Here is a 20,120-nt window from a genome sequence, read left to right on the forward strand (position 1 = left end):
TGCCGCCGATGCTTCTTTCCACGTCCTCTTCGCACGCGAAATCCTTATATTTGACCTTTAGAGGAACTGCTCAGAATTCGGTGCGCAGTGTGGACAACGTCGGTCGGGTTTCCTTCGTGAAGCGGGGAGTGCGCCTAAGTACGGCGGACCAGCCGTGAGCAGTGATGGATCTCGATGAGAGCATAATCGCCAAGTCACTCATCAAGCTTCGAGGGGAGAAATTCGCTAGTTCGGACCATTCACGCCAAAGGTTCTAACTGCCAAACGTCCTCCCGCTTTCTGTCAATCCCCCAGTCCCGCAAAAGCCGACCAAGTCATTGATGTCACGTCGCAAACTCTCCCCGCAAAATCTGCATTGAATTAAGTCTCAAAGGCGCACACTTTAATGCGAAGAACCAAAACAGCCCGCGCACAGCAATCGCATCGCTCCGCCCACCAAGCCCAATCGAATGGAGGATTTAGCTAGAAACTTCCTGATTTCACCCGTAAGTCCTTTGTTGAGAAGAATCTGGATATAACTTCAATGATAAGAATATTTTGTGCTAAAGTGTTGCCCATAACCTGCACAAACTCAGGAATTTACGCACAGAGTATGGGAGGGGGAGGGGTACCGCCCCTAATCTCCGGTGATGGGGCCTAACCCGTTCATCTTCCTGACGTTCGGTAGTCGCCCTGCGGAGATTCTTTCGCCGCCGCGCATGGGATACTCAAATCCGAGGGCCCTTCAGCTTGGCGACAGTGACACCATCTGACCGCGCGCGCATCTCGCCCGCTCTCGCCACGCTCATACTCCTCATCGCCCTCAACCTGCTCAACTACATCGACCGCTACATTCTCCCCGGCGAACTCTCCCTCGTTCAGAATGAATTTCACGCCACTCGAGAGCAGATGGGCGCGCTCACCACGGCCATGTTCTTCGTCTACATGCTGGCCGCGCCACTCACCGGCTGGCTCGGCGACCGCTATCGTCGCAAGCCCCTCATCATCGCTGGCGCAGTTCTCTGGAGCCTCGCCACACTCAGCACCGCATGGGTGCACGGTTATTGGACCCTCTACTTCCGCCACGCCATAGTCGGTATCGGTGAAGCATCATTCGGCATCTTCGCTCCCGCCGTCATCGCCGACTTCTACCCCGAGCGCGACCGCAACCGGATTCTCTCGATCTTCTACACAGCGATTCCCGTGGGCGCCGCCCTCGGTTATGTGGCTGGAGGTCAAATGGGATCGCTGTGGGGCTGGCGCCAACCGTTTTTCATCTGCGCCATCCCCGGATTAATCGTTGCAGCGCTCTACGGATTCTTCGGCAGCGAACCGGTTCGCGGCGCGCAGGATCACATCAAACCCACAACCGATCGCGCCACCTTCGCCGGTCTTTTCCGCAATCCAGCTTTCCTCACCGCCACCTTCGGACTTGCCATGCTCACCTTCGCCATGGGCGGCATCTCCAACTGGATTCCTGAATTCCTTCACAACCCCATCGGTCTCTCGGTCGCCAAAGCCAGCCAGCTTGCCGGAGCCAGCACGGTGCTCGACGGCATCCTCGGCACCGCCATCGGGGGCATCATCGCGCAGCGTTGGCTCCGCACGAATCATCGTGCACTCTACCTGATTAGCTTCTGGAGTGTCGCCCTCACACTCCCATTCGGCATCCTGCTTTTCTTTGGCCCCACACGCTTCGCCGTTCCCGCGCTGTTCGCGGCGGAGTTCTTTCTCTTCCTCAACACCGGCCCGCTCAACACCGCCATCATCAATTCCGTCTCTGCGCCCGTCCGCGCCACCGCCGTCTCTGTGAACCTCTTCTGCATCCATTTCTTCGGCGATACCTTCTCACCGCAGATCATCGGCAAGATCGCCGATCATTCCACACTTCGCATCGGTCTTGGAGCCACCCTCGTCTCCCTCGTCCTCTCCTGCGCCATTCTTTTCATCGGATCTCGCTTTGCTCCTCCGCTGGAGGATAACGTTGTCCACCATGCGTAGACTGGCGCCATGACTTACATCGAGGTTCTGCGGTCTGCGTTGATCACTCTTGCGTGGCTGATGGCTTTGAGTTGGCTGTATCGCTCAGTTACGGCCCTGCGCGGAATGCAGTTAGTCCTCGATCTCACCACTATCGATAAGAATCAGCTCCCACCGTTGCCTGCGGACAATCTCTCTCACGTGACCGTTATCGTTCCAGCCCGCGATGAAGAGGATTCAATCAGTCAGAATCTCGAATCGCTCCTCCGCTCCGAAAGTGTTCGCGCACAGATCATCGCCATCGACGACCGGTCGGAAGATCGTACGGGCGCTCTCATGGATGCTGTGGCATCAAGATCGGACAACGCTTCAAACACTCTCAAAGGGGCAAACACCCTTGAAATCATCCACAATCGCGAGTTGCCCGGAGGCTGGCTGGGAAAGCCGCACGCTCTGGCCCTTGGAGTCGCACGCGCTCAGGCCCCGTGGCTCCTCTTCACCGATGGAGATGTCGCATTCACGCCTGATGCTCTGGAATTGGCATTGCGCGCGGCCATCCATGAAAGCGCGGATCATTTTGTTCTTGTGCCCACCTTGACGCAGAAAGGTCTGCTGGCAGCTGGCGTTCAAGGGTCGCTCCAGGCTCTTGGCCAGTGGGCTGCGCGCATGTGGAAGATCCAGGATCCCAACGCGAAAGACTTTTTTGGAGTAGGCGGTTTCAACCTGCTGCGTGCGGATGCTGTCGAGGCCTTCGGTGGAATGGAACGCCTGCGTATGGAAATTGTCGAAGATGTTTCGCTCGGCTGGCTCGTCAAGAAGGAGCTGCACCGAAAGTCAATGATGGTGCTCGGACCGGGCCTGGCAAAGATTGCATGGATGCAGGGCCCTTTTGGAATCGTTCGTCTACTCGAAAAGAACGCCTTCGCCGGATTCCGATACAGGATCGATGTAACTGTCATGGCCTGCGTGACACTTGTCCTGCAGGCCATTCTTCCGCTCTTTGCTCTCGCCGCAGGACCGTTGGGAATCGGCGCGTGTCTGCTGTTCTACATCAGTGTTGCAATGAGCTTCCACGCCAATCGAAAACTGAACGGCATCTCGCCGCTTCTCGCAATCCTGTACGCGCCGGCTGTGCTGATCTTGGCCTGGTCATTTCTGCGTTCGATGGTTCTTACCCTTAAGCGCGGCGGCGTTATCTGGCGGAGGAACCTCTATCCTCTGGCGGAACTCAAGCGCGCTATGATCCCGTGGCGTCTCCGTTAGGGCTCTCCGCTTCTATCGTCCGTGTAGCGCTTCCTGGTCTCGCGAATTCATAAATGCGCGATGTCCACCATGGGGTCGAAGATTCGGATCGGCAATCGGCGGCTTTGCCTGCTCCCCTGAAAATCCATGCAGCAACTTCGGATTAGGCTTGAACTTCGGCGGACCGCCAGAGAACTGTCGTGCATGGCTCAGCACCATGCCGCTGCGTCCGTGCATCGCTTGGACAACCCCGCGCATATGCACGTCCACATCGCGATACTTCTGCAACTCACCCACTTCCACGCGATCCTCACGCAAGCTGACGATAGTAAAGCCGCACTTCTCATCTGGCGTATCCGGCGGACACACATCCAGAAACCGCGTCCCATCCGGCAACTCGACGACGTCGTAGATATGCGCATCGATGCACACGTCCTTGTTGGCATGTTTTGCAGCTTCCTCCGCAGTAACGCAGTCTTTACTCTTCGCAGCAAATCCAACGACGGGGAAGAGGCAAATCACCAACAGAAGTCTCACAAGAGTCGCGCGCACAATCGAGCCTTTCCGGGGAACCGAGCCATAGATTAAGCTTCGCCGCGCGAACGATAAAGTACTTTCATCACACCACCAACTCCAAACTCGGAAACCAAGCTATATACACATTGATGGTTCAGGGCCCATAATCGGTCAGCTTAGGAACGCACGCGTCCAGCTCTCCTCCCCCTTTTTCAATTCGCGAGTGATCTCCGAGCAAGTCCAGGAGGTTCTATGAACATGAAGAAAATCAACCCCATCCTATGGGGATTGTCCCTCGCGGTTATTGGCGGTTCGCTCGCCGCGGCGCAAGATACAGCATCAACGTCGTCAATGCCTCACATTTTGCAAATCACGCGTGAATACACCAAGCCCTACAAAGGTGGCGCAGCACACGACAAAACTGAGAGTGCGTTTGTTGATGCAAACCGGAAGGCAAAGTTCCCCGCCAATTACGTCGGAATGAACTCGCTCACCGGCAAAGCGCGCTCCTTGTATATGACGCGTTACTCGTCCTTCGCCGAGTGGGAAAAGGACAACGCTCTGATGGCCAAGAACGCCTCATTTGCTGCAGAAATTGAGCGCGACAGCCTCGCCGACGGCGAACTTCTTGAAGAAGTGGACTCCGCAGTGTATGTGCAAGACGAAGAGCTCAGTTACCACAGCCACAACGACCTGCAAAACCACCACTTCTACCAGGTCTTTGCTTTTCATGTCCGCCCGGGACACGAGAAGGAGTGGCATGAGGTTGTGAAGATGGTCAAGGATGCGCATGAAAAAGCTGGCGACAAAGCGCATTGGGGCATGTACAGGTTGATGTACGGGGGCGAAGGGGGCACCTACGTTGCCCTCAGCGGCGATCCATCCATGTCAGTCATTGACGACGGCTTCGTGGGACAAAAGAAGTACCTTGAAGCCATGGGCGGCGAAGAGGGAATGGCAAAACTCGACGCACTCTTTGGTGCCGCAGTCGATACCTCCCACTCCGAGATCTTCGCGGTCAATCCAAAACAAAGCTATGTAAGCGAAGACTGGATCAAAGCGGACGCGGCATTCTGGAAGCCCTAAGCCGACACAATCTACATCGACTTACCGGAACTCAATTCGAAGAGTTAGCCGGATATTAGTCGATGCATCACCACGAATGGCTTCGCCTTGGCGGAGCCATTCGTTTTGTTGAAAGAACTTCACGGACATGCGTCATTGAGGGTGAACGGCACCGAAACCGTCGTTTCTACCTGGACCGGCTTCCCGTTGAGGGTGTAGGGCCTGTATTTGTACTCACGAATTGCATCCAGAGCTGCTCGCTGCAGCGATGCTGGTCCAGAGATTACGACGGGGTGCAGAACGTTTCCGCGAACACCGATGTCCAAGCCAATCACTACTGTCCCTGTCACTCGGGCAGGCATCCCGACACATTTTTCTTTCACAGCAACCTTGTGGACCAGAAGTTTCTCAGCTACATCGCGCGAAACTTGGATCTCGCCAGGTTGTTGATGCTCCTTAGCAGGGGTCTGAGCCGACAGCAAGGATGATATAAGAATTGCGAACATTAAAAGTGCGTGTGCTTTCATACACATGCGATTCTCCCCAATGAATCACATTGCCCAACGCCGAGATTTCATCCGAGGCCGTGTCAAAAAATGAGTGCAGATCCTGCGCTCATCTTCCGACGCACGAACTAAGAACTACCAGCTCTGAACTGGCGGTCAGTGAGTTCCCACCAGTTCCTCGCTCTTCGCGCCCTGCCCATAATGGCTCTGCACGTAGTTGTCGAGAATCGTCTTGAACTCCGCCACAATGGTGTCGCCGCGCAGCGTCGTGTATAGCTTCCCATCCACATACACCGGCGCCTTGGGCTCTTCAAACGTCCCCGGCAAGCTGATGCCAAGATTCGCGTGCTTCGATTCTCCCGGCCCATTCACCACGCAACCCATTACGGCTAACTTCAGTTCTTCCACTCCCGGATACTTCTTTCGCCATTCCGGCATTGAGGTCCGCAGATACGTCTGAATCTGCTCCGCAAGTTCCTGGAAGTAAGTGCTCGTCGTGCGACCACATCCTGGGCAGCTCGTCACCTGCGGCATAAAGCTGCGAATCGAGAGCGACTGCAGAATCTGCTGCGCCGCCTGCACCTCTTCCGTACGATCGCCGCCCGGCTTCGGTGTCAGACTTACGCGAATCGTATCGCCAATCCCCGCCAGCAGCAGCGGAGCGAGCCCCGCCGTCGAAGCAATCAGTCCCTTCGCACCCATACCAGCTTCGGTCAACCCCAGGTGCAGCGCATAATTGCACCGCGCCGCAAGGTTTGTATAAACGTCGATCAGATCGCGAACGCCCGAAACCTTCGCCGACAGAATAATCTGGTCCGACCGCAATCCGAAGTGCTCCGCCGCCTTCGCCGACTCCAGTGCGCTCACCACCATCGCCTCCATCATCACGTCACGCGCGGGCATCGGATCAGCCTTCTTGCTGTTCTCGTCCATCATTCGGGTGAGCAGAGACTGATCCAGCGATCCCCAGTTCACGCCGATCCTCACCGGCTTCTGGTTCTCAACCGCGCACTCCACCATTACCTGGAAGTTATCGTTGTCCTTTTTGCCGATCGACGCATTGCCCGGATTAATCCTGTACTTGGCCAATGCCTTTGCCGTCGCCGGATACTTCTTCAGCAGCAGGTGTCCGTTATAGTGAAAATCGCCCACGATCGGCACCCGGATTCCGCGCTTGTCCAGTCCTTCCACAATCGCCGGAACCGCAGCTGCGGCCTCCTCGTTGTTCACAGTAACGCGCACAATCTCTGACCCGGCCATCGCCAATGCAGCCACCTGCTCGATGGTTCCTGCGACATCGGCGGTGTCCGTGTTGGTCATCGACTGCACCACCACCGGAACTTCCCAGCCAACGCGAACGTTGCCGATCTTGACCGTGGGTGTCTTCCTGCGCTGAATCTCTGGCATAGCGACCTCTTCTTCCTCCAGTTTACCTGTTCCCGGACTTTCCAAAACGGGCCTAGCTTCCGCCCGGACCCCCTATGCAAACCCGACTCTTCGGCGGTCTCGCAAACGATGTCAAATGAACGGCTTCCCGCGTGCGCAGGTTTGCGCTCGGTCTCCGCAAAGCTGTCCAGTTCTCGCTTCCAGCGTACGTCAGCAGATACAATGCTGCCATGCTGTCTCCTGCTTCTTTTCGCTTTCTAGCTATAACGCTGATCGCGGTTTCCGGCATCAGCCTGTCTGGGCAAGACGCGGCCCATCGCGGCCGCAAGTACAAGCCCCCACCCCCCACCTCGCACATAGAGGTCACCGTGGTTCGCGACACCGATTCCAAGCCCATCGAGAACGCCTCAGTGATTTTTCAACTCATTGGCGAAAAGGGCAATATGGAACTGAAGACCAACGAAGATGGAAAGTCGATCATTGACGTACTGCCCACGGGCTCCAAAATGCGCCTCCAGATCATTGCCAAGGGCTACCAGACCTACGGGCAGGAATACGCCATCGACAAGGCAGACCTCACCTTCGGCGTTCGTCTGAAACGGCCCGGGGAGCAATACTCCATCTACAAGAATCACGGGGACGACGCGCAGAATAGCGACAAGAGCGGGGAATCTCCGAAGACCAGCCCTTCTCCTCCAACAGAAAAGCCCAACGACTCGGCTTCCAAATCCACGACCCCTCAAACCAAACCTCAGTAGTCAACCGGCCCTGAACGCATTCAAGTCCAGCGTGCGAGTCTTCCTATGATCAGCCAACCCCTTATCGGAAAAGCGGCACTGATCACTGGAGGCGCACGTCGCATCGGCAGAGCCATTGCCTTGGAACTCGCAAAGGCAGGCGCCGACGTCACCATCACCTACCGCAATTCGAGGACAGAAGCCGAAGAGACTCTCCAGCTGATCAACCAGCTAGACCGGCAGGCTGTCGCGCTCGAGTGCGACGTGCGTTCTGAATCATCCGTTCGTTCCGCCGTCGCCAACTCCATCAACTTTCACGGCCATCTTGATGTGCTCGTCAACAACGCAGCTATCTTTGAATCCGCGCCGCTTGACCAGTTGAGCGTTGAACAGTGGGATGCCGTTTTTGAGACGAATACCCGTGGCCCTTTCCTCGCCGCTCGAGAGGCCCTGCACCATCTCCGCGCATCCCACGGCCGCATCATCAACATCGGCTCACTTGGCGGACTGCGCCCCTGGGCCGGACACGCCCACTACTGCGCATCCAAGGCCGCGCTTCATATGCTTACCCGAGCAATGGCCAAGGCGTTCGCGCCGGATGTCGTGGTCAACTGTGTTGCTCCGGGTTGGATAGATTTCGGCGAAGAGGAGGCTCAGACCGCAGCAGATCGTTTCGCTGCAAAAACTCCCATGCAGCGCAATGGGACGGCAAATGATGTGTCCCAGGCCGTCGTTTTCTTCGCCTCCAGCAGCGACTTCATCACCGGACAAATCATGGCGATCGACGGCGGGTTGGGCCTGTAATCCAAACACCGCCCTTAACAGGCTTCGGAATAAGCAAAGGCGTGTCACATTCTGCAACAGGGCATGACTGTCATTCATGCCTAAAGTGCCACGGCACGGGATGAGCTTCAGCCTTTAAGGAAACTGATCTGATCCCGGTGCCCCACAACCGGATTGAAATAGCTTTGGCTTCAGCGGGAGAACAATCGACGCCAGAACCCTTTACCCTCGGCTTGCGTCGATTCTTTCCGGCGACTTTTTGTTCGCTCAGGTGTGGCATCAAACTCCAGCGGAAGGCCTTCCCAAAGTCCGGTCGGCTCGGGCTGTGCGGGCCACTTCGCACCATCAACCGCCGCGCGCGGATTGCTCACGTACAGCCGATGCGCGGTTTCCTCGCCCGACTTCGCCGCCACGTAGTCGTAACCCTTTTTCAAATGCAGCGGACGCCACTCCGGATGATGCGCATCGCTGGCCAGAAAATGAATCCAGTTTCGCTCCAGTAATGCATCGGCAAACGACTTTGCCACTTTTCCAAAGCGCCCATACAGAGATGCCGAGGTTACCTGGACGAGGCACCCTTCGCGCATCCATTCTGCCAGTAGCTCCGGGTCCTGCTGCAGCACCGGGTTGCGCTCCGGATGCGTCACGATCAGCGTGTATCCCGCTTTCTGCAGTCGGTTCATTGCCGGCGTCATTTGCGGAGAAATCAGCATGTCCGGAAACTCGATCAGCAGGTAACCCTTCCCATCAATGGAATAACGGAGCGGATTCCGTATCGCGTCGTCAATGTTCTGCGGATTCATGTGGAAGTCGCATCCGAGGCTCAGCTTGAGCCTGCCACCCACGCGCTCCTGCAGTTCCGCCAAACGCGCCTTGTTGACCTCGGCCTTGTAGGGATAGGTCTCGCTGGCATGAGGGCTGCACACAACGTGGCTTACACCCTCGTTGATCGCCATGTGGGCCAATTCGATCGAGGTTGCTAGATCAGGCGCGCCGTCATCTACGCCATAGATCAGGTGCGTATGTATATCAATCATCGGGTCCCGGCTTTGCGGGCCTCCATCCAGCGGCTCAGCGCGCCGCCAGTGCTTCCATCATCGATGCGAAAATCTTCCAGCCGTCAGCTGAGCCAAGCAATTTTTCGCTCGAGCGGTCAGGGTGAGGCATCATCCCTAGTACGTTCCGCCCCTCATTTAAGATTCCCGCGATATTACTTAAAGACCCGTTTGGATTCGCCTCTGTCGTAATCTCTCCAGTCGGCGTTGCATAGCGGAACGCAATCCGATCCTCCGCTTCCAGCCGCTGCAACTCCTCCGGAGTACAGAAATAATTGCCCTCCATATGCCCGATCGGGATTTGCAGCACCTCGCCCTTGGTCAACTGATTCGTGAAGGGACTATTGGTGGTCTCTGTCCGCAGATGCACCTGTTTGCAGATGTACTTCAGCCCCGCATTGCGCATCAGCGCACCCGGTAACAATCCCGATTCGGCTAATATCTGAAACCCGTTACAGATGCCCAGCACCAGTCCGCCGCCTGCGGCAAACTTCTGCACCGCCTGCATCACCGGCGAAAACCGCGCAATCGCTCCCGTCCGCAGATAGTCCCCGTATGCAAACCCGCCCGGAACCAGCACCGCATCTACGCCTTGCAGATCCTCGGAATCATGCCACAGAAACGTGACCGGCTGGTGTGCAATCTCCGCAATCACGTTGTACGTATCGTGATCGCAATTGGACCCCGGAAAAACCAGAACGCCAAATTTCATGCTTTTAGGTTATCAGTCTGCGATATAGGCACTTCACCGTCTTGTTCAAAAAGAGCCCACCTTGAAACTGCCGGAATTCTGGTGTCCCATCCATGGAGCTGCTTTATTGCGGCGTGGGTGGGAAAAGCACTATCCCGTCTTAGCCCTCAATATGCCAGTTGCAACTGCATCCCCTTTGCGTCGTCCGCCACCAGTGCCGTAACCCGATGATGCTCCGCATCGAAGCTCGTCGAAACAGGAGTTCCCACAGAATGATCCAGCGCCGTGATGTTTGCTGCTCCGTACGGCTTCGTCGCTCCGTATACCTCAATCGACAGTAACTTCCACCATGGCGCGAAACTCCCATGCCGGGGCGCGACGGTCACAATCAGCCCCTGCGGACTCAGCCTGCACGTAAACTGCATCCGCAGATAATCGCCTTTCTTGAAGTCATAGCTGACTCCGTCATCGAGGTAGAGCGAACCTTCGCATGCGGCCCCGAACGTAGTTGGCGGATATACCCTCAGCGTCAATGGCCCCTCCGGCTCCTCTTCCGTACTCTGCACCAGCGGCTGCACCGGCACAATAGATCCCGCCCGTACAAATACGGGCAGCGTTTCTAAGGTTCGATGAATGTGCACCTCTGGTTGTGCAATTGCCGCATTATCAATACCTTTACGTCCGGAAGTTGGATCAATCCTTGAACCCGTCCAGTAGTCATACCAACTTGACGGAGGCAACGCGACCTCGTAATCATCCACCTGATCCGGATAAGGACTCTGCGCCACCAGCAAGTCCGATCCCACCATAAATGCGTTTCCAGTGCTCAGGTCCAGCGGCCCTCCGTCGGCCTCGCCGTGTGGAAACTCCAGAAACAGCGGCCGCATGAGCGGTAATCCCGTCCTGCTCATCTCCTCCGCGGTTGTGTAGAGATACGGCATAAGCCTGTAGCGCTCCTCAATGTACCGACGCCGCAGGCTGACATCCTCGGCCGTTCCGTTCTCCCAGGGCTCCTGTGGCTGCGTCCCCACTGCCGTGTGATCGCGATCGATGGGATGAAACGCCGCCACTTCCAGCCAGCGCGTCAGCAGTTCTGGCTGCGGAGAGCCCGCAAACCCGCCCACATCGGCGCCCGCCATCGCAAATCCGCTCAGCCCCAGGTTCAGCAACTGCGGAGTCGTCTGCCGCAGATGATCCCACGTCGCCGAATTGTCCCCCGTCCAAGTCACCGCGTAACGATGTCCGCCTGCAAAGCTGGCCCGCGTCATCACAAACGGTCGCACATTCGGTTCGAGCTTCAACAGACCCTCAAACGTGCCACGCGAATTCTGCATGCCGTAAACGTTGTGAATTTCGAGGTGATTCGCCACACGCGGCGCGAACCCCGGCTCGTCAATCCGGTGCTGTGTGTCATCCGGCATCGTCTTTGAGGGAACAAGAAAAATCGCTGGCTCATTCATGTCGTTCCAGAAACCGGCCACACCCTGTTTCACAAAATCTGCATACAGCGTGCCCCACCATTCACGCGATGCCTTGCGGGTGAAATCCGGAAACACCGCGCGCCCCGGCCACACTACGCCCTCATAGATCGTCCCGTCAGGCTTCTTTAGAAAATGATCGCCGGCGATGCCTTCTTCGAACGGCTTGTACTTCGCCAGCGGCTGATCGGCAATGTGCAAATCCGTAATCACGACCGTCCGCAAGTGTTCCGCACGCAGGTCCTTGATCATCTGCTCGAAGTGCGGAAACTTCTCCGGATCCACCGTGAACGGCCAGTTCTTGTATTGATAGTCGATGTCAAGCCAGATCACGTCAGCAGGAATCCGTTCACTCCGCAGTCGATCCCCGATCCGTCTTACTTCTGCCTCAGGATAGTAGCTATAGCGCGATTGCTGGTATCCCAGCCCCCACATCGGGGGCATCGGAGTCGTGCCCACGAGCCACGCCCACGACTCGACAACCGTTTTCGGCTCCGGTCCGTACAGAACATAGAAATCCAGCGGCCCCGCCTCCGACCCGAACGAATATCCGTCGCGATACTCCTTATTGAAATCGAAACTAGCACGCCAGGTATTGTCGAAATAAATCCCAGCGCATATCCCCTTGTTGAACGTGATGAACCAGGGAATCGATTTGTAAATCGGATCGGTCGACTGCTGCCATCCAAACGCGTCCGTGTTCCAATCCGTGAATGCCATGTTGCGGCGGTCCAGCGGCCCCGGCTTGTCGCCCAATCCGAAATAGTGTTCCTCCGACGGCGATTTCATGTACACGCGAAACGAACTGCCGTGATATTCGATTGGCCGTCCCGGAAGATCCTGCGCAATCACATGCCCGGCATTGTCAGTAATCGCGAGCCCGAACGGATCCTTGTGCACAGCCACGTGCAGCTTCGCCGTTTTGAAACCAGCAACTGATCCATTGGACTCCTGCGTTACATTCGCCGCCGTTCGCGAAGAGGGAAGTACCGCCCATGAAGCATCTTCCGGCAATTGCCCCGCAGGCCCCACGCGCACCCGCACCACGTCATCTCGCAGTGCCGTAATCTGCATAACCGCCGCGCCTGATCGAATCTCCACCCCATTCGCAAGCGCACGCGAAGCAGTCACCCGGTCTAGACGCACAAACGCAGCCTTCTGCTGCGCCCCGGCATTGACAGTCAGTTGTAATGTTGCGGCTGAGAACAGTAATGCAAGAACAACTTGGAACAATCTTCTCTCTATATGCACTCTTCACCTCTACTGAACGAAGAACAACTCCCGGCACGATCAACTCTGAAGTAACGGAGAATGACTTCATTTGCCACAACCGCGTGAAAACAGGATGGGCGTTGACCCCAACTAACCCGCGCTTCAAGTCAAGCCTTCAGCTTCGCCACCCGCGCCCGCGTTTCACTCACAAACGCATCATCGTCGGCGAACCCAGGCTTCATCGATCCCAGGTTGATATCCACATTCGACAACGCACCGGTCAACGCGGCACCCGCCAGCGCAACCGCGGTAATCAGATCCGAAGCCATATTCGGATTCGTAATCGGCTTCAACGCATTAGCAATTTGCGAAACCTCGGCGGCGCGCTCCGCCACACCCAGCGGCACGCTCGTGGCCTGCAGTAGCGCCGCATTAATGCCCACGCCGCCATCATCCGTCTCGCGTGCCGCACGATACGCCTTCATCACCACGTTGTATGACTCTGCATCCGCATCGATTGCCGCTTTCAATTCTTCGCGCAGCGTCGCCAGCCGCCCAATCGCCTCGCTCAACTGCGTCTCGTACAGCACATACGCTTTCTTCCCGCGCGACATCGCTGCCACCATGTGCGCCAACCCTGCAGCCATCGCTCCACTCGCTGCCGCCGCGCTTCCGCCACCCGGAGTTGCCGTCGGCGCAGCCAGTTGCTCAATGAACGGCTCAACGCCGGCACGCAACCCGCCCACAGCAGTCTTGCCGCCCATGACAGCCGCCAGCCGGTTCTCCAAAATCAGCGAGGAATCGAAATTTTCCACCTGCAGAAACCACTCGGCCGCCTGCTCCAGCGCCGCCTTCGGAATCAGCCCCACAATCTCGCTCGAAACCGGCATCACGCCATACCGCGCCGCCTCGCGCTTCACGGTCTCGAACACCCGCGCGATCGGAGTCAGTTCAAAATCCGTCAGGTTCATTGAGACTTGTGCCATCCCGCGCACCAGGAACCCCGCGCCCTTCACAAACCGGAAGCCGCCTGAAGAAGCTCGCACCGCCTTCGCAATCTTCTTGGCTACATCGACGTCGGCAGTGTTCAAAAACACGTTGTACGCGATCAGCGCCTTCCGCGCACCAACCACGGTCGCGCCCGCCGTCGGATGCACCTTCGCCTCGCCAAAGTCCGGCTTTCGCGCAGGGGTCGTCTCAATCTCCGCGCGAATCCCTTCAAATTGTCCGCGCCGAATGTTCTCGAGATTCTGCCGCTCCGGTGTCGCCGCCGCAGCTTCATACAGGTACACCGGAATCGCGAACCGCTTGGCAATCTCCGCACCCACATGCTTCGCCATCGCCACGCAGTCTTCCAGCGTCACGCCGTCGATCGGAATGAACGGCACCACATCCGCCGCCCCCATGCGTGGATGCGCCCCCTGGTGAGTTGTCAGGTCTATCAACTCCGCGGCCCTGCCCACGCCGCGAATCGCTGCCTCCTGGATTGCCTCGCGTTCGCCGACAAGCGTGATCACGCAACGATTGTGATCCGCATCCATCTCGCGATCGAGCAGATAAACTCCAGGAACCTTCATGGCCTCGACAATGGCGTCAACTTTGGCCTTGTCGCGCCCCTCAGAGAAATTAGGTACGCACTCCACTAATGTGTTTGGCACGGATGAAAGGATAACCCAGCGGGCACGCCAAGATGCCATTCCGACCGACCTCTGAGAGAAGTGGAGCTGAGAAACCAGCCTTGGCTTGAAGTGCTAGTTCGAGAAACCAGCCTAGGCTTGAAGTGCTGCATACTGTTTGCCTGTGTCATTCTGAGCGGAGCAGCTTGGGGCCCCGCAGCCGTGCGTCTATGGGGTAAGCGAAGCGAAGAACCTGCTTCTTCACTTCTGCCTTTCGCGCCGTGCTTTCCAATGTATCCTCAACTTGCCCATACACAAGGAGCCCATGCAAGACCTCCACAACTTCGCCACTCGCTACACAGCCGCGTGGTGCAGCCAGAATGCCGCCAGCGTCGCAGCCTTCTTTTCACCCACAGGTTCACTGACTATAAACAACGGCGCTCCCTCCATCGGACGAGCTGCCATCACAGAGACTGCCAAATCCTTCATGACCACGTTCCCCGATCTGCGCATCATCATGGAACGCATCATTGAACGCGGCGACCTCGCCGAGTATCACTGGACCCTCATTGGCACTAACGCCGGACCCCGCGGTACCGGAAATCGCGTCCGCATCAGCGGCTTCGAAAGTTGGCGCTTCGGTCCAGACGGCCTTATCGCCGAGTCACAAGGCCACTTCGATAACGCTGATTACATGCGCCAGCTCGCCGGCGAGTCCTCATCGACTTGACTCGTTCCTGCATGCGACTTCAACTCGGCGGGTAGTATCCTCAAGGTGGCCATCTCGCAGGAGAATTCCATGACCACTACCACCGCCTCCCCCATCATTCGCGCCCCCCGCGGCACCACCCTTCGCTGCAAAGGCTGGCAGCAGGAAGCCGCCCTCCGCTGCCTGATGAACAATCTCGACCCCGAAGTCGCCGAGCGCCCCCAGGCCCTTGTCGTCTATGGCGGCATCGGTCGCGCCGCGCGCAACTGGGAGTGCTTCCACGCCATCGTCCGCGAACTCGAACGCCTCGGCCCTGAAGACACTCTTCTCGTCCAGTCCGGAAAGCCCGTCGCCGTATTTCCCACGCACGAAATGGCTCCGCGCGTCATCATCGCCAACTCCAACCTGGTTGGCAAATGGGCTACATGGGAACACTTCAACGAGCTCGACCGCAAGGGCCTAATGATGTACGGCCAGATGACCGCCGGCTCGTGGATATACATCGGGACTCAAGGAATATTGCAAGGCACTTATCAAACCTTCGCCGCCCTCGCCGAGCGTCATTTCGGCGGCACTCTGAAACACAAGCTAGTCGTCACCGGCGGCATGGGCGGAATGGGTGGCGCGCAGCCTCTCTCTGTAACCATGAACGACGGGGTGGTGCTGGTCATTGAAGTAGACCGCTCTCGCATCGAGCGCCGCATTGAAAACCGCTACTGCGACACCATCGCCGAAGACCTCGACGAAGCACTCCAGCTCTGCGAGTCCGCCCGTCGCGAGGGCCGAGGGTTGTCGGTGGGATTAGTAGGCAACTGCGCCGACGTCCTTCCTGAAATCGCCCGTCGCGGCGTCCAGATCGATGTAGTAACCGACCAGACCTCTGCACACGATCCGCTCAACGGCTACGTGCCGCAAGGCCTCTCGCTCGAAGAAGCAGCAGAACTCCGCAAAGCAAATCCCGAAGAATACGTCCGCCGCTCCACCGCCTCCATGGTCGTCCACGTTGACGCCATGCTCGCGTTGCAGCGCTCCGGTGCCGTCACCTTCGACTACGGAAACAACATCCGCCGCTTTGCCTTCGACGCCGGATGCGCCGACGCCTTCCTCATCCCCGGCTTCGTCCCGGAATACATTCGCCCGCTCTTCTGTACTGGAGCCGGCCCCTTCAGATGGGTCGCCCTCTCCGGCGATCCCAAAGACATCGACGTAACAGATGAATTGGCGCTGGAGTTGTTTCCAGAGAATGAGATTCTCACTCGCTGGATGCGTCTTGCCCGCGGCCGCTTTGCATTCCAAGGATTACCCGCGCGCATCTGCTGGCTTGGCTATGGCGATCGCGCCAGGATGGGTGAAGCGATGAATGACCTGGTGAAGAAGGGAAAAATCTCCGCGCCCATCGCCATCGGCCGCGACCACCTCGACACCGGTTCTGTCGCCAGCCCCTATCGCGAAACCGAAAAGATGCTCGACGGCAGCGACGCCGTAGCCGACTGGCCCATCCTCAACGCGCTGCTCAACGCAGCCTCCGGCGCCACCTGGGTCAGCTTCCACCACGGCGGCGGCGTAGGCATGGGCTACTCGCTCCACGCCGGCCAAGTCACAGTCGCCGATGGAACAGAGATGGCGTCCCGCAAAATCTCGCGCGTGCTCAACAACGACCCAGGCCTAGGCGTAGCCCGCCATGCCGACGCCGGCTATGAATCCGCCCAGCAAAGTGCCAAAGAGAAGGGAATCCACATCCCAATGGCGGAGAAATAGACAAGCCATGGAAAACGCGATGTGGGCATTCATGTTCCTCACCGTTTTTCTTCTTTGTTCAACCGTCGTCTTCAACAATGTCTCGAGACTGCGGCAAGTGAACACGACAAGTTCCTGGCCCACTGTCGAGGCGACCGTTCAGTCAGGAGATCTCGAGATTGTTCGCCATCATCGCTTCAACGATATCCAGTTGCCGGTTTTTGAGCTTTCCTATGTGGTTGAGCAAAGTGCTTACACCGAACGGTTCGCCCTCTCCATGATGAAAGAACCACTGGACTCGCTAATAGCTAAGATGATCGGCCGGAGAATCACCGTGCAATACGATCCACAGAATCCGGCCCGTTGTTTCATACCCGGCGAAACAATCGAGGGTTGCAGAATCGAGCAGAAGATCGGTTCATTGGTTCGCTTCTATTCAAAAGTGTGATTGCTCAAACGAAATTCTTTTCTGAAAGCGAACGCTTCATGACTATCGCCATCGTCAACATCGGCCAACTTGTCACCGTTGCCGGTTCATCGCACCCGCGAGTTGGTGCTGAGCTCAGTGAACTCGCGATTATCGAAGACGCGGCCATGCTCATCGAAGGCGACCGCATCACCACAACCGGCGAATACTCCAGCCTCAAATCCGAAATCCCCGCCGGCGCAACAGTGATCGATGCCAAATACCGCTGCGTGACCCCCGGCTTCATCGACGCCCACACCCACCTCGTCTTCGCCAGCAACCGCGCCGCTGAATTCGAGCAGCGCATCGCCGGAGCAACATATCAGCAAATCGCTGCCGCTGGCGGAGGCATTCTCCGCACCGTCGCCCTCACCCGCGCCGCCTCTGAAGATGATTTACTCGCCGCCGCCCGCCGTCATCGCGACTGGATGCTCCGCAACGGCACCACAACCATAGAAGCCAAATCCGGCTACGGCCTCGACCGCGACACCGAACTCAAAATGCTCCGTGTAATTCGACGCCTGAACGATGAAGGCCCCGCGCGGATCATTCCGACTCTGCTGGCCGCCCACACTGTCCCGCCCGAATACAAAGACCGCCGCGCCGAATACGTCCGCTTCGTCTCCGAAGAACTCATCCCCGAAGTTGCAAAACTTGGTCTCGCCCAATACTGCGACGCCTTCTGCGACGACCACGCCTTCACCGTCGACGAAACTCGAATCGTTCTCACCGCCGCAAAGAAACACGGCCTAAAAATCCGCGTACACGCCGAACAATTTAGATCAGGCACAGGCGCGGACCTCGCTGCCGAACTCTGCGCTGCGACCGCCGACCATCTCGAAACCGTCACCGAAGAGACTCTTCAGCATCTTCGCGCCTCAGCTGTTCAGCCCGTGCTGCTCCCAGGCTCAGTCTTCGCTCTAGGCCGCACGCAATATCCCCCCGCTCGCAAAATGATTGAAGCGGGTCTGGCCATCGTCCTCGCTACGGATTTCAACCCCGGCTCCTCTCCAGTCCCGTCCATGCCCTTCATGCTTTCGCTGGCTTGCCTGCAGATGGGCCTCTCGCCCGCAGAAGCGCTCACGGCGGCAACCATCAATGCCGCCCACTCGCTTGGCCTCGGTGCGGAGATCGGCTCAATCGAAGCAGGGAAGCAGGCCGACTTCGTGATCCACGAGTTCACCGACTACCGCGAACTCGCCTACTTCATCGCCGCTCCCATGCGCCCAAGAGTCTTCATAGCCGGCCGAGAAGTGAATCCGTAGTTCATCATTAATAAACGGCTGTCGAACAAGCGCTGTCATTTCGACCAAGGCGCCGCTACACGTGAATATCTTTTTTAGGTGTCATCCTGAGCGCCGCAAGCTTGGAGCCCCGCGAACAAGGTTCGTGGGGTAAGCTGCGCGAAGGATCTGCTTTTCGCGATGCAAACTCCATCACGAACTTCGGGGTGCCACAGCCTTACGCAGCAAGGGCGCGATAGCAGAAAATCCACATAAAAACCTCACACCGCTACCACTGCTTTTCTCCCTCGCATCTTCTCCACTACAAACACCGCCACGCCCGTACCCACTAGCACCAGCGTCGCCCCCAGCACCTTGGCCACTGCCAGCGGCTTGTTCGTTTCCTCGCTGCCCGGAATCACGCAAAGCACAATCGTGATCGCCGTACTCGCCAGCCCAACCGATGCCAGAGCCATCGCCACCGGCCTGCCTCCCGGAACGCGCCGTACCTCCGGCCCTACCGCTCTGCTCTGTAGCTTGATCATCGCGGAAAACAAAAACAGGTAAGGCAGAAACAGCGCGATCACGCCCATGCTCACCAGCACGTCGTAAGCTCCGCGCACTGTGGTGCCCGCCTGTCCCAGCAACGCCACCACTATGCCCGCCGCGCCGTACACAGCAATCGCCACCCACGGCGTGCGGAAGCGCGCGTGAACTCGTCCGAAAGCCGACGGCAGATAGCGATCAACGCCCGCCACAAACGGCAGACGCGCCGTCGATGAAAGATTTCCTGCCGCACTGCCTACTGCGTTCAGCCCCACCAGCAGTGCCATCGGCGCCAGCAGCCATCCCACGCCAAGGCGCTCGCACAGCATTCGCACGCCGTTCATAAATCCATCCGGCCCACCTACAGCTTCCGCAGGTAACGCCACCATCAGCGCTGCCGTCCCTCCGATGTAGCCGATTGTCAGAATGCATCCAGCCACCAGCAGTGCCCACGGAATCGCCTTGCGCGGATTCAGAATTTCGTCACCCATTGCCGACACAGCTTCAATCGAACTGAACGCAAAGAACACACCCGACCAGAAAACCGCATTACTCAGTGACCAGTGCGGTATCATCCCTGCTCTGGTAAAGTGTGTCGCCGAACCGAATCGCGTATACGATATCGCCGCCATCAGCATCAACACCGACAGTGGGACCACGCTGCCCAGCGCGCCAATATTGTTCAGCCACTTGCCGACGTCCGCTCCCGCAATATTCAGCAGCGTGATCAAACTGAGCGCAATTGCCGCGAACGCCATGTAGTAGAGCGGATTCGCACTCAGCGCCTGAGCGCGGGCACCAAACGCGAACAAGACCGAGGCCGCGCCGAAATACAGCACCGCGGGAAAGTAGGGAAGATTGCTCATCCAGTACGTCCACGCGCAGATGAAGCCGCAGAAGTCTCCAAACGCCTCGCGCGTCCAGATGTAGATGCCACCTTCTTCAGGATGGCGCGACGAAAGCTCCATCACGCTGGCTGCCAGCGGAATAAAAAAGCACGTCAGCGCCGCGAACCAGACAACGAAGATGCTTGGACCCGCGGCTGCAGCCGTCGCGGTCCAGCGAATACTGAGCACAACCACGACATAAAACGGCACCAGGTCGCGAAACCGTATGCCTCTTTTTAAGGATGGAGCCGAATCCATGTGCGTCGCAGCATAGCAGAGCTACTGGCGCCCACGGAAATAAATCCG

The 20,120-nt window shown here is 57.7% G+C and carries 17 protein-coding genes; 9 read left to right on the forward strand and 8 right to left on the reverse strand.

What is annotated here, in order from left to right; genetic code table 11:
- Positions 1-738 precede the first annotated feature (738 nt).
- Together P8935_RS15160 and P8935_RS15165 are read left to right on the forward strand one after the other, a co-directional pair.
- Positions 739-1,980 carry an MFS transporter gene (locus P8935_RS15160; protein ID WP_348265340.1) on the forward strand — a complete coding sequence of 414 codons (1,242 nt, stop codon included), beginning with the start codon at positions 739-741 and terminating at the stop codon, positions 1,978-1,980.
- A gap of 9 nt (positions 1,981-1,989) precedes the next feature.
- The gene (locus P8935_RS15165) at positions 1,990-3,222 is read left to right on the forward strand and encodes a glycosyltransferase family 2 protein (protein ID WP_348261139.1); all 1,233 of its coding nucleotides are present in this window, start codon (positions 1,990-1,992) and stop codon (positions 3,220-3,222) included.
- Positions 3,223-3,234: 12 nt separating this feature from the next.
- Here P8935_RS15165 and P8935_RS15170 read toward each other — a convergent pair whose 3' ends face one another.
- A complete protein-coding gene (locus P8935_RS15170; RefSeq protein WP_348261140.1) occupies positions 3,235-3,738 on the reverse strand; it encodes a hypothetical protein in 504 nt (167 codons plus the stop codon).
- A 231-nt stretch (positions 3,739-3,969) separates the two neighbouring features.
- Here P8935_RS15170 and P8935_RS15175 point away from each other — a divergent pair, with 231 nt between their 5' ends.
- Positions 3,970-4,803, forward strand: coding sequence for a hypothetical protein (locus P8935_RS15175; RefSeq protein WP_348261141.1), 834 nt, complete (start codon positions 3,970-3,972; stop codon positions 4,801-4,803).
- A gap of 119 nt (positions 4,804-4,922) precedes the next feature.
- On the opposite strand, the gene P8935_RS15180 is transcribed toward P8935_RS15175, so the two are convergent.
- Entirely contained in the window at positions 4,923-5,132 is a 210-nt protein-coding gene (locus P8935_RS15180) for an energy transducer TonB (protein WP_348261142.1), read from the reverse strand.
- Between the two features lie 312 nt (positions 5,133-5,444).
- A complete protein-coding gene (gene ispG / locus P8935_RS15185; protein ID WP_348261143.1) occupies positions 5,445-6,695 on the reverse strand; it encodes a flavodoxin-dependent (E)-4-hydroxy-3-methylbut-2-enyl-diphosphate synthase in 1,251 nt (416 codons plus the stop codon).
- Between the two features lie 131 nt (positions 6,696-6,826).
- Here ispG and P8935_RS15190 point away from each other — a divergent pair, with 131 nt between their 5' ends.
- Both P8935_RS15190 and P8935_RS15195 read left to right on the forward strand, forming a co-directional pair.
- A complete protein-coding gene (locus P8935_RS15190; RefSeq protein WP_348261144.1) occupies positions 6,827-7,432 on the forward strand; it encodes a carboxypeptidase-like regulatory domain-containing protein in 606 nt (201 codons plus the stop codon).
- A 45-nt stretch (positions 7,433-7,477) separates the two neighbouring features.
- Positions 7,478-8,215 (forward strand): SDR family oxidoreductase, encoded by a 738-nt coding sequence (locus tag P8935_RS15195; RefSeq protein ID WP_348261145.1) that lies wholly within the window; start codon positions 7,478-7,480, stop codon positions 8,213-8,215.
- Positions 8,216-8,385: 170 nt separating this feature from the next.
- Here P8935_RS15195 and P8935_RS15200 read toward each other — a convergent pair whose 3' ends face one another.
- The 4 genes from P8935_RS15200 to ftcD form a co-directional block, all read right to left on the reverse strand.
- Complete coding sequence (locus P8935_RS15200) at positions 8,386-9,231, reverse strand: CpsB/CapC family capsule biosynthesis tyrosine phosphatase (protein WP_348261146.1); 846 nt, start codon at positions 9,229-9,231, stop codon at positions 8,386-8,388.
- 34 nt (positions 9,232-9,265) lie between these two features.
- The gene (gene purQ / locus P8935_RS15205) at positions 9,266-9,961 is read right to left on the reverse strand and encodes a phosphoribosylformylglycinamidine synthase subunit PurQ (RefSeq protein WP_348261147.1); all 696 of its coding nucleotides are present in this window, start codon (positions 9,959-9,961) and stop codon (positions 9,266-9,268) included.
- Between the two features lie 146 nt (positions 9,962-10,107).
- Positions 10,108-12,651, reverse strand: a complete 2,544-nt coding sequence (locus P8935_RS15210; RefSeq protein WP_348261148.1) for a TIM-barrel domain-containing protein — start codon at positions 12,649-12,651, stop codon at positions 10,108-10,110.
- A gap of 146 nt (positions 12,652-12,797) precedes the next feature.
- Positions 12,798-14,327 (reverse strand): glutamate formimidoyltransferase, encoded by a 1,530-nt coding sequence (gene ftcD, locus P8935_RS15215; RefSeq protein WP_348261149.1) that lies wholly within the window; start codon positions 14,325-14,327, stop codon positions 12,798-12,800.
- Positions 14,328-14,571: 244 nt separating this feature from the next.
- On the opposite strand from ftcD, the gene P8935_RS15220 reads away from it, so the two are divergent.
- From P8935_RS15220 to hutI, 4 genes are all read left to right on the forward strand, one after another.
- Complete coding sequence (locus P8935_RS15220) at positions 14,572-14,976, forward strand: ester cyclase (protein WP_348261150.1); 405 nt, start codon at positions 14,572-14,574, stop codon at positions 14,974-14,976.
- A gap of 69 nt (positions 14,977-15,045) precedes the next feature.
- Positions 15,046-16,713 (forward strand): urocanate hydratase, encoded by a 1,668-nt coding sequence (gene hutU / locus P8935_RS15225; RefSeq protein WP_348261151.1) that lies wholly within the window; start codon positions 15,046-15,048, stop codon positions 16,711-16,713.
- A 7-nt stretch (positions 16,714-16,720) separates the two neighbouring features.
- Positions 16,721-17,140, forward strand: coding sequence for a DUF3592 domain-containing protein (locus tag P8935_RS15230; protein WP_348261152.1), 420 nt, complete (start codon positions 16,721-16,723; stop codon positions 17,138-17,140).
- Between the two features lie 38 nt (positions 17,141-17,178).
- A complete protein-coding gene (gene hutI / locus P8935_RS15235; protein WP_348261153.1) occupies positions 17,179-18,423 on the forward strand; it encodes an imidazolonepropionase in 1,245 nt (414 codons plus the stop codon).
- Between the two features lie 239 nt (positions 18,424-18,662).
- Here hutI and P8935_RS15240 read toward each other — a convergent pair whose 3' ends face one another.
- Positions 18,663-20,072 (reverse strand): APC family permease, encoded by a 1,410-nt coding sequence (locus P8935_RS15240; RefSeq protein ID WP_348261154.1) that lies wholly within the window; start codon positions 20,070-20,072, stop codon positions 18,663-18,665.
- Positions 20,073-20,120 lie beyond the last annotated feature (48 nt).

This window comes from Telmatobacter sp. DSM 110680 (genome assembly GCF_039994875.1).
Classification (GTDB): Bacteria; Acidobacteriota; Terriglobia; order Terriglobales; family Acidobacteriaceae; genus Telmatobacter.

Excerpts from the sequence above, each read along its gene's own strand:
- P8935_RS15240 (WP_348261154.1), bottom strand. The coding sequence starts at position 20,072 with ATGGATTCGGCTCCATCCTTAAAAAGAGGCATACGGTTTCGCGACCTG.
- hutI (WP_348261153.1), top strand. The coding sequence starts at position 17,179 with ATGACTATCGCCATCGTCAACATCGGCCAACTTGTCACCGTTGCCGGT.
- P8935_RS15165 (WP_348261139.1), top strand. The coding sequence starts at position 1,990 with ATGACTTACATCGAGGTTCTGCGGTCTGCGTTGATCACTCTTGCGTGG.
- P8935_RS15220 (WP_348261150.1), top strand. The coding sequence starts at position 14,572 with ATGCAAGACCTCCACAACTTCGCCACTCGCTACACAGCCGCGTGGTGC.
- P8935_RS15175 (WP_348261141.1), top strand. The coding sequence starts at position 3,970 with ATGAACATGAAGAAAATCAACCCCATCCTATGGGGATTGTCCCTCGCG.
- purQ (WP_348261147.1), bottom strand. The coding sequence starts at position 9,961 with ATGAAATTTGGCGTTCTGGTTTTTCCGGGGTCCAATTGCGATCACGAT.
- hutU (WP_348261151.1), top strand. The coding sequence starts at position 15,046 with ATGACCACTACCACCGCCTCCCCCATCATTCGCGCCCCCCGCGGCACC.
- ftcD (WP_348261149.1), bottom strand. The coding sequence starts at position 14,327 with ATGGCATCTTGGCGTGCCCGCTGGGTTATCCTTTCATCCGTGCCAAAC.
- P8935_RS15230 (WP_348261152.1), top strand. The coding sequence starts at position 16,721 with ATGGAAAACGCGATGTGGGCATTCATGTTCCTCACCGTTTTTCTTCTT.
- ispG (WP_348261143.1), bottom strand. The coding sequence starts at position 6,695 with ATGCCAGAGATTCAGCGCAGGAAGACACCCACGGTCAAGATCGGCAAC.
- P8935_RS15195 (WP_348261145.1), top strand. The coding sequence starts at position 7,478 with ATGATCAGCCAACCCCTTATCGGAAAAGCGGCACTGATCACTGGAGGC.
- P8935_RS15200 (WP_348261146.1), bottom strand. The coding sequence starts at position 9,231 with ATGATTGATATACATACGCACCTGATCTATGGCGTAGATGACGGCGCG.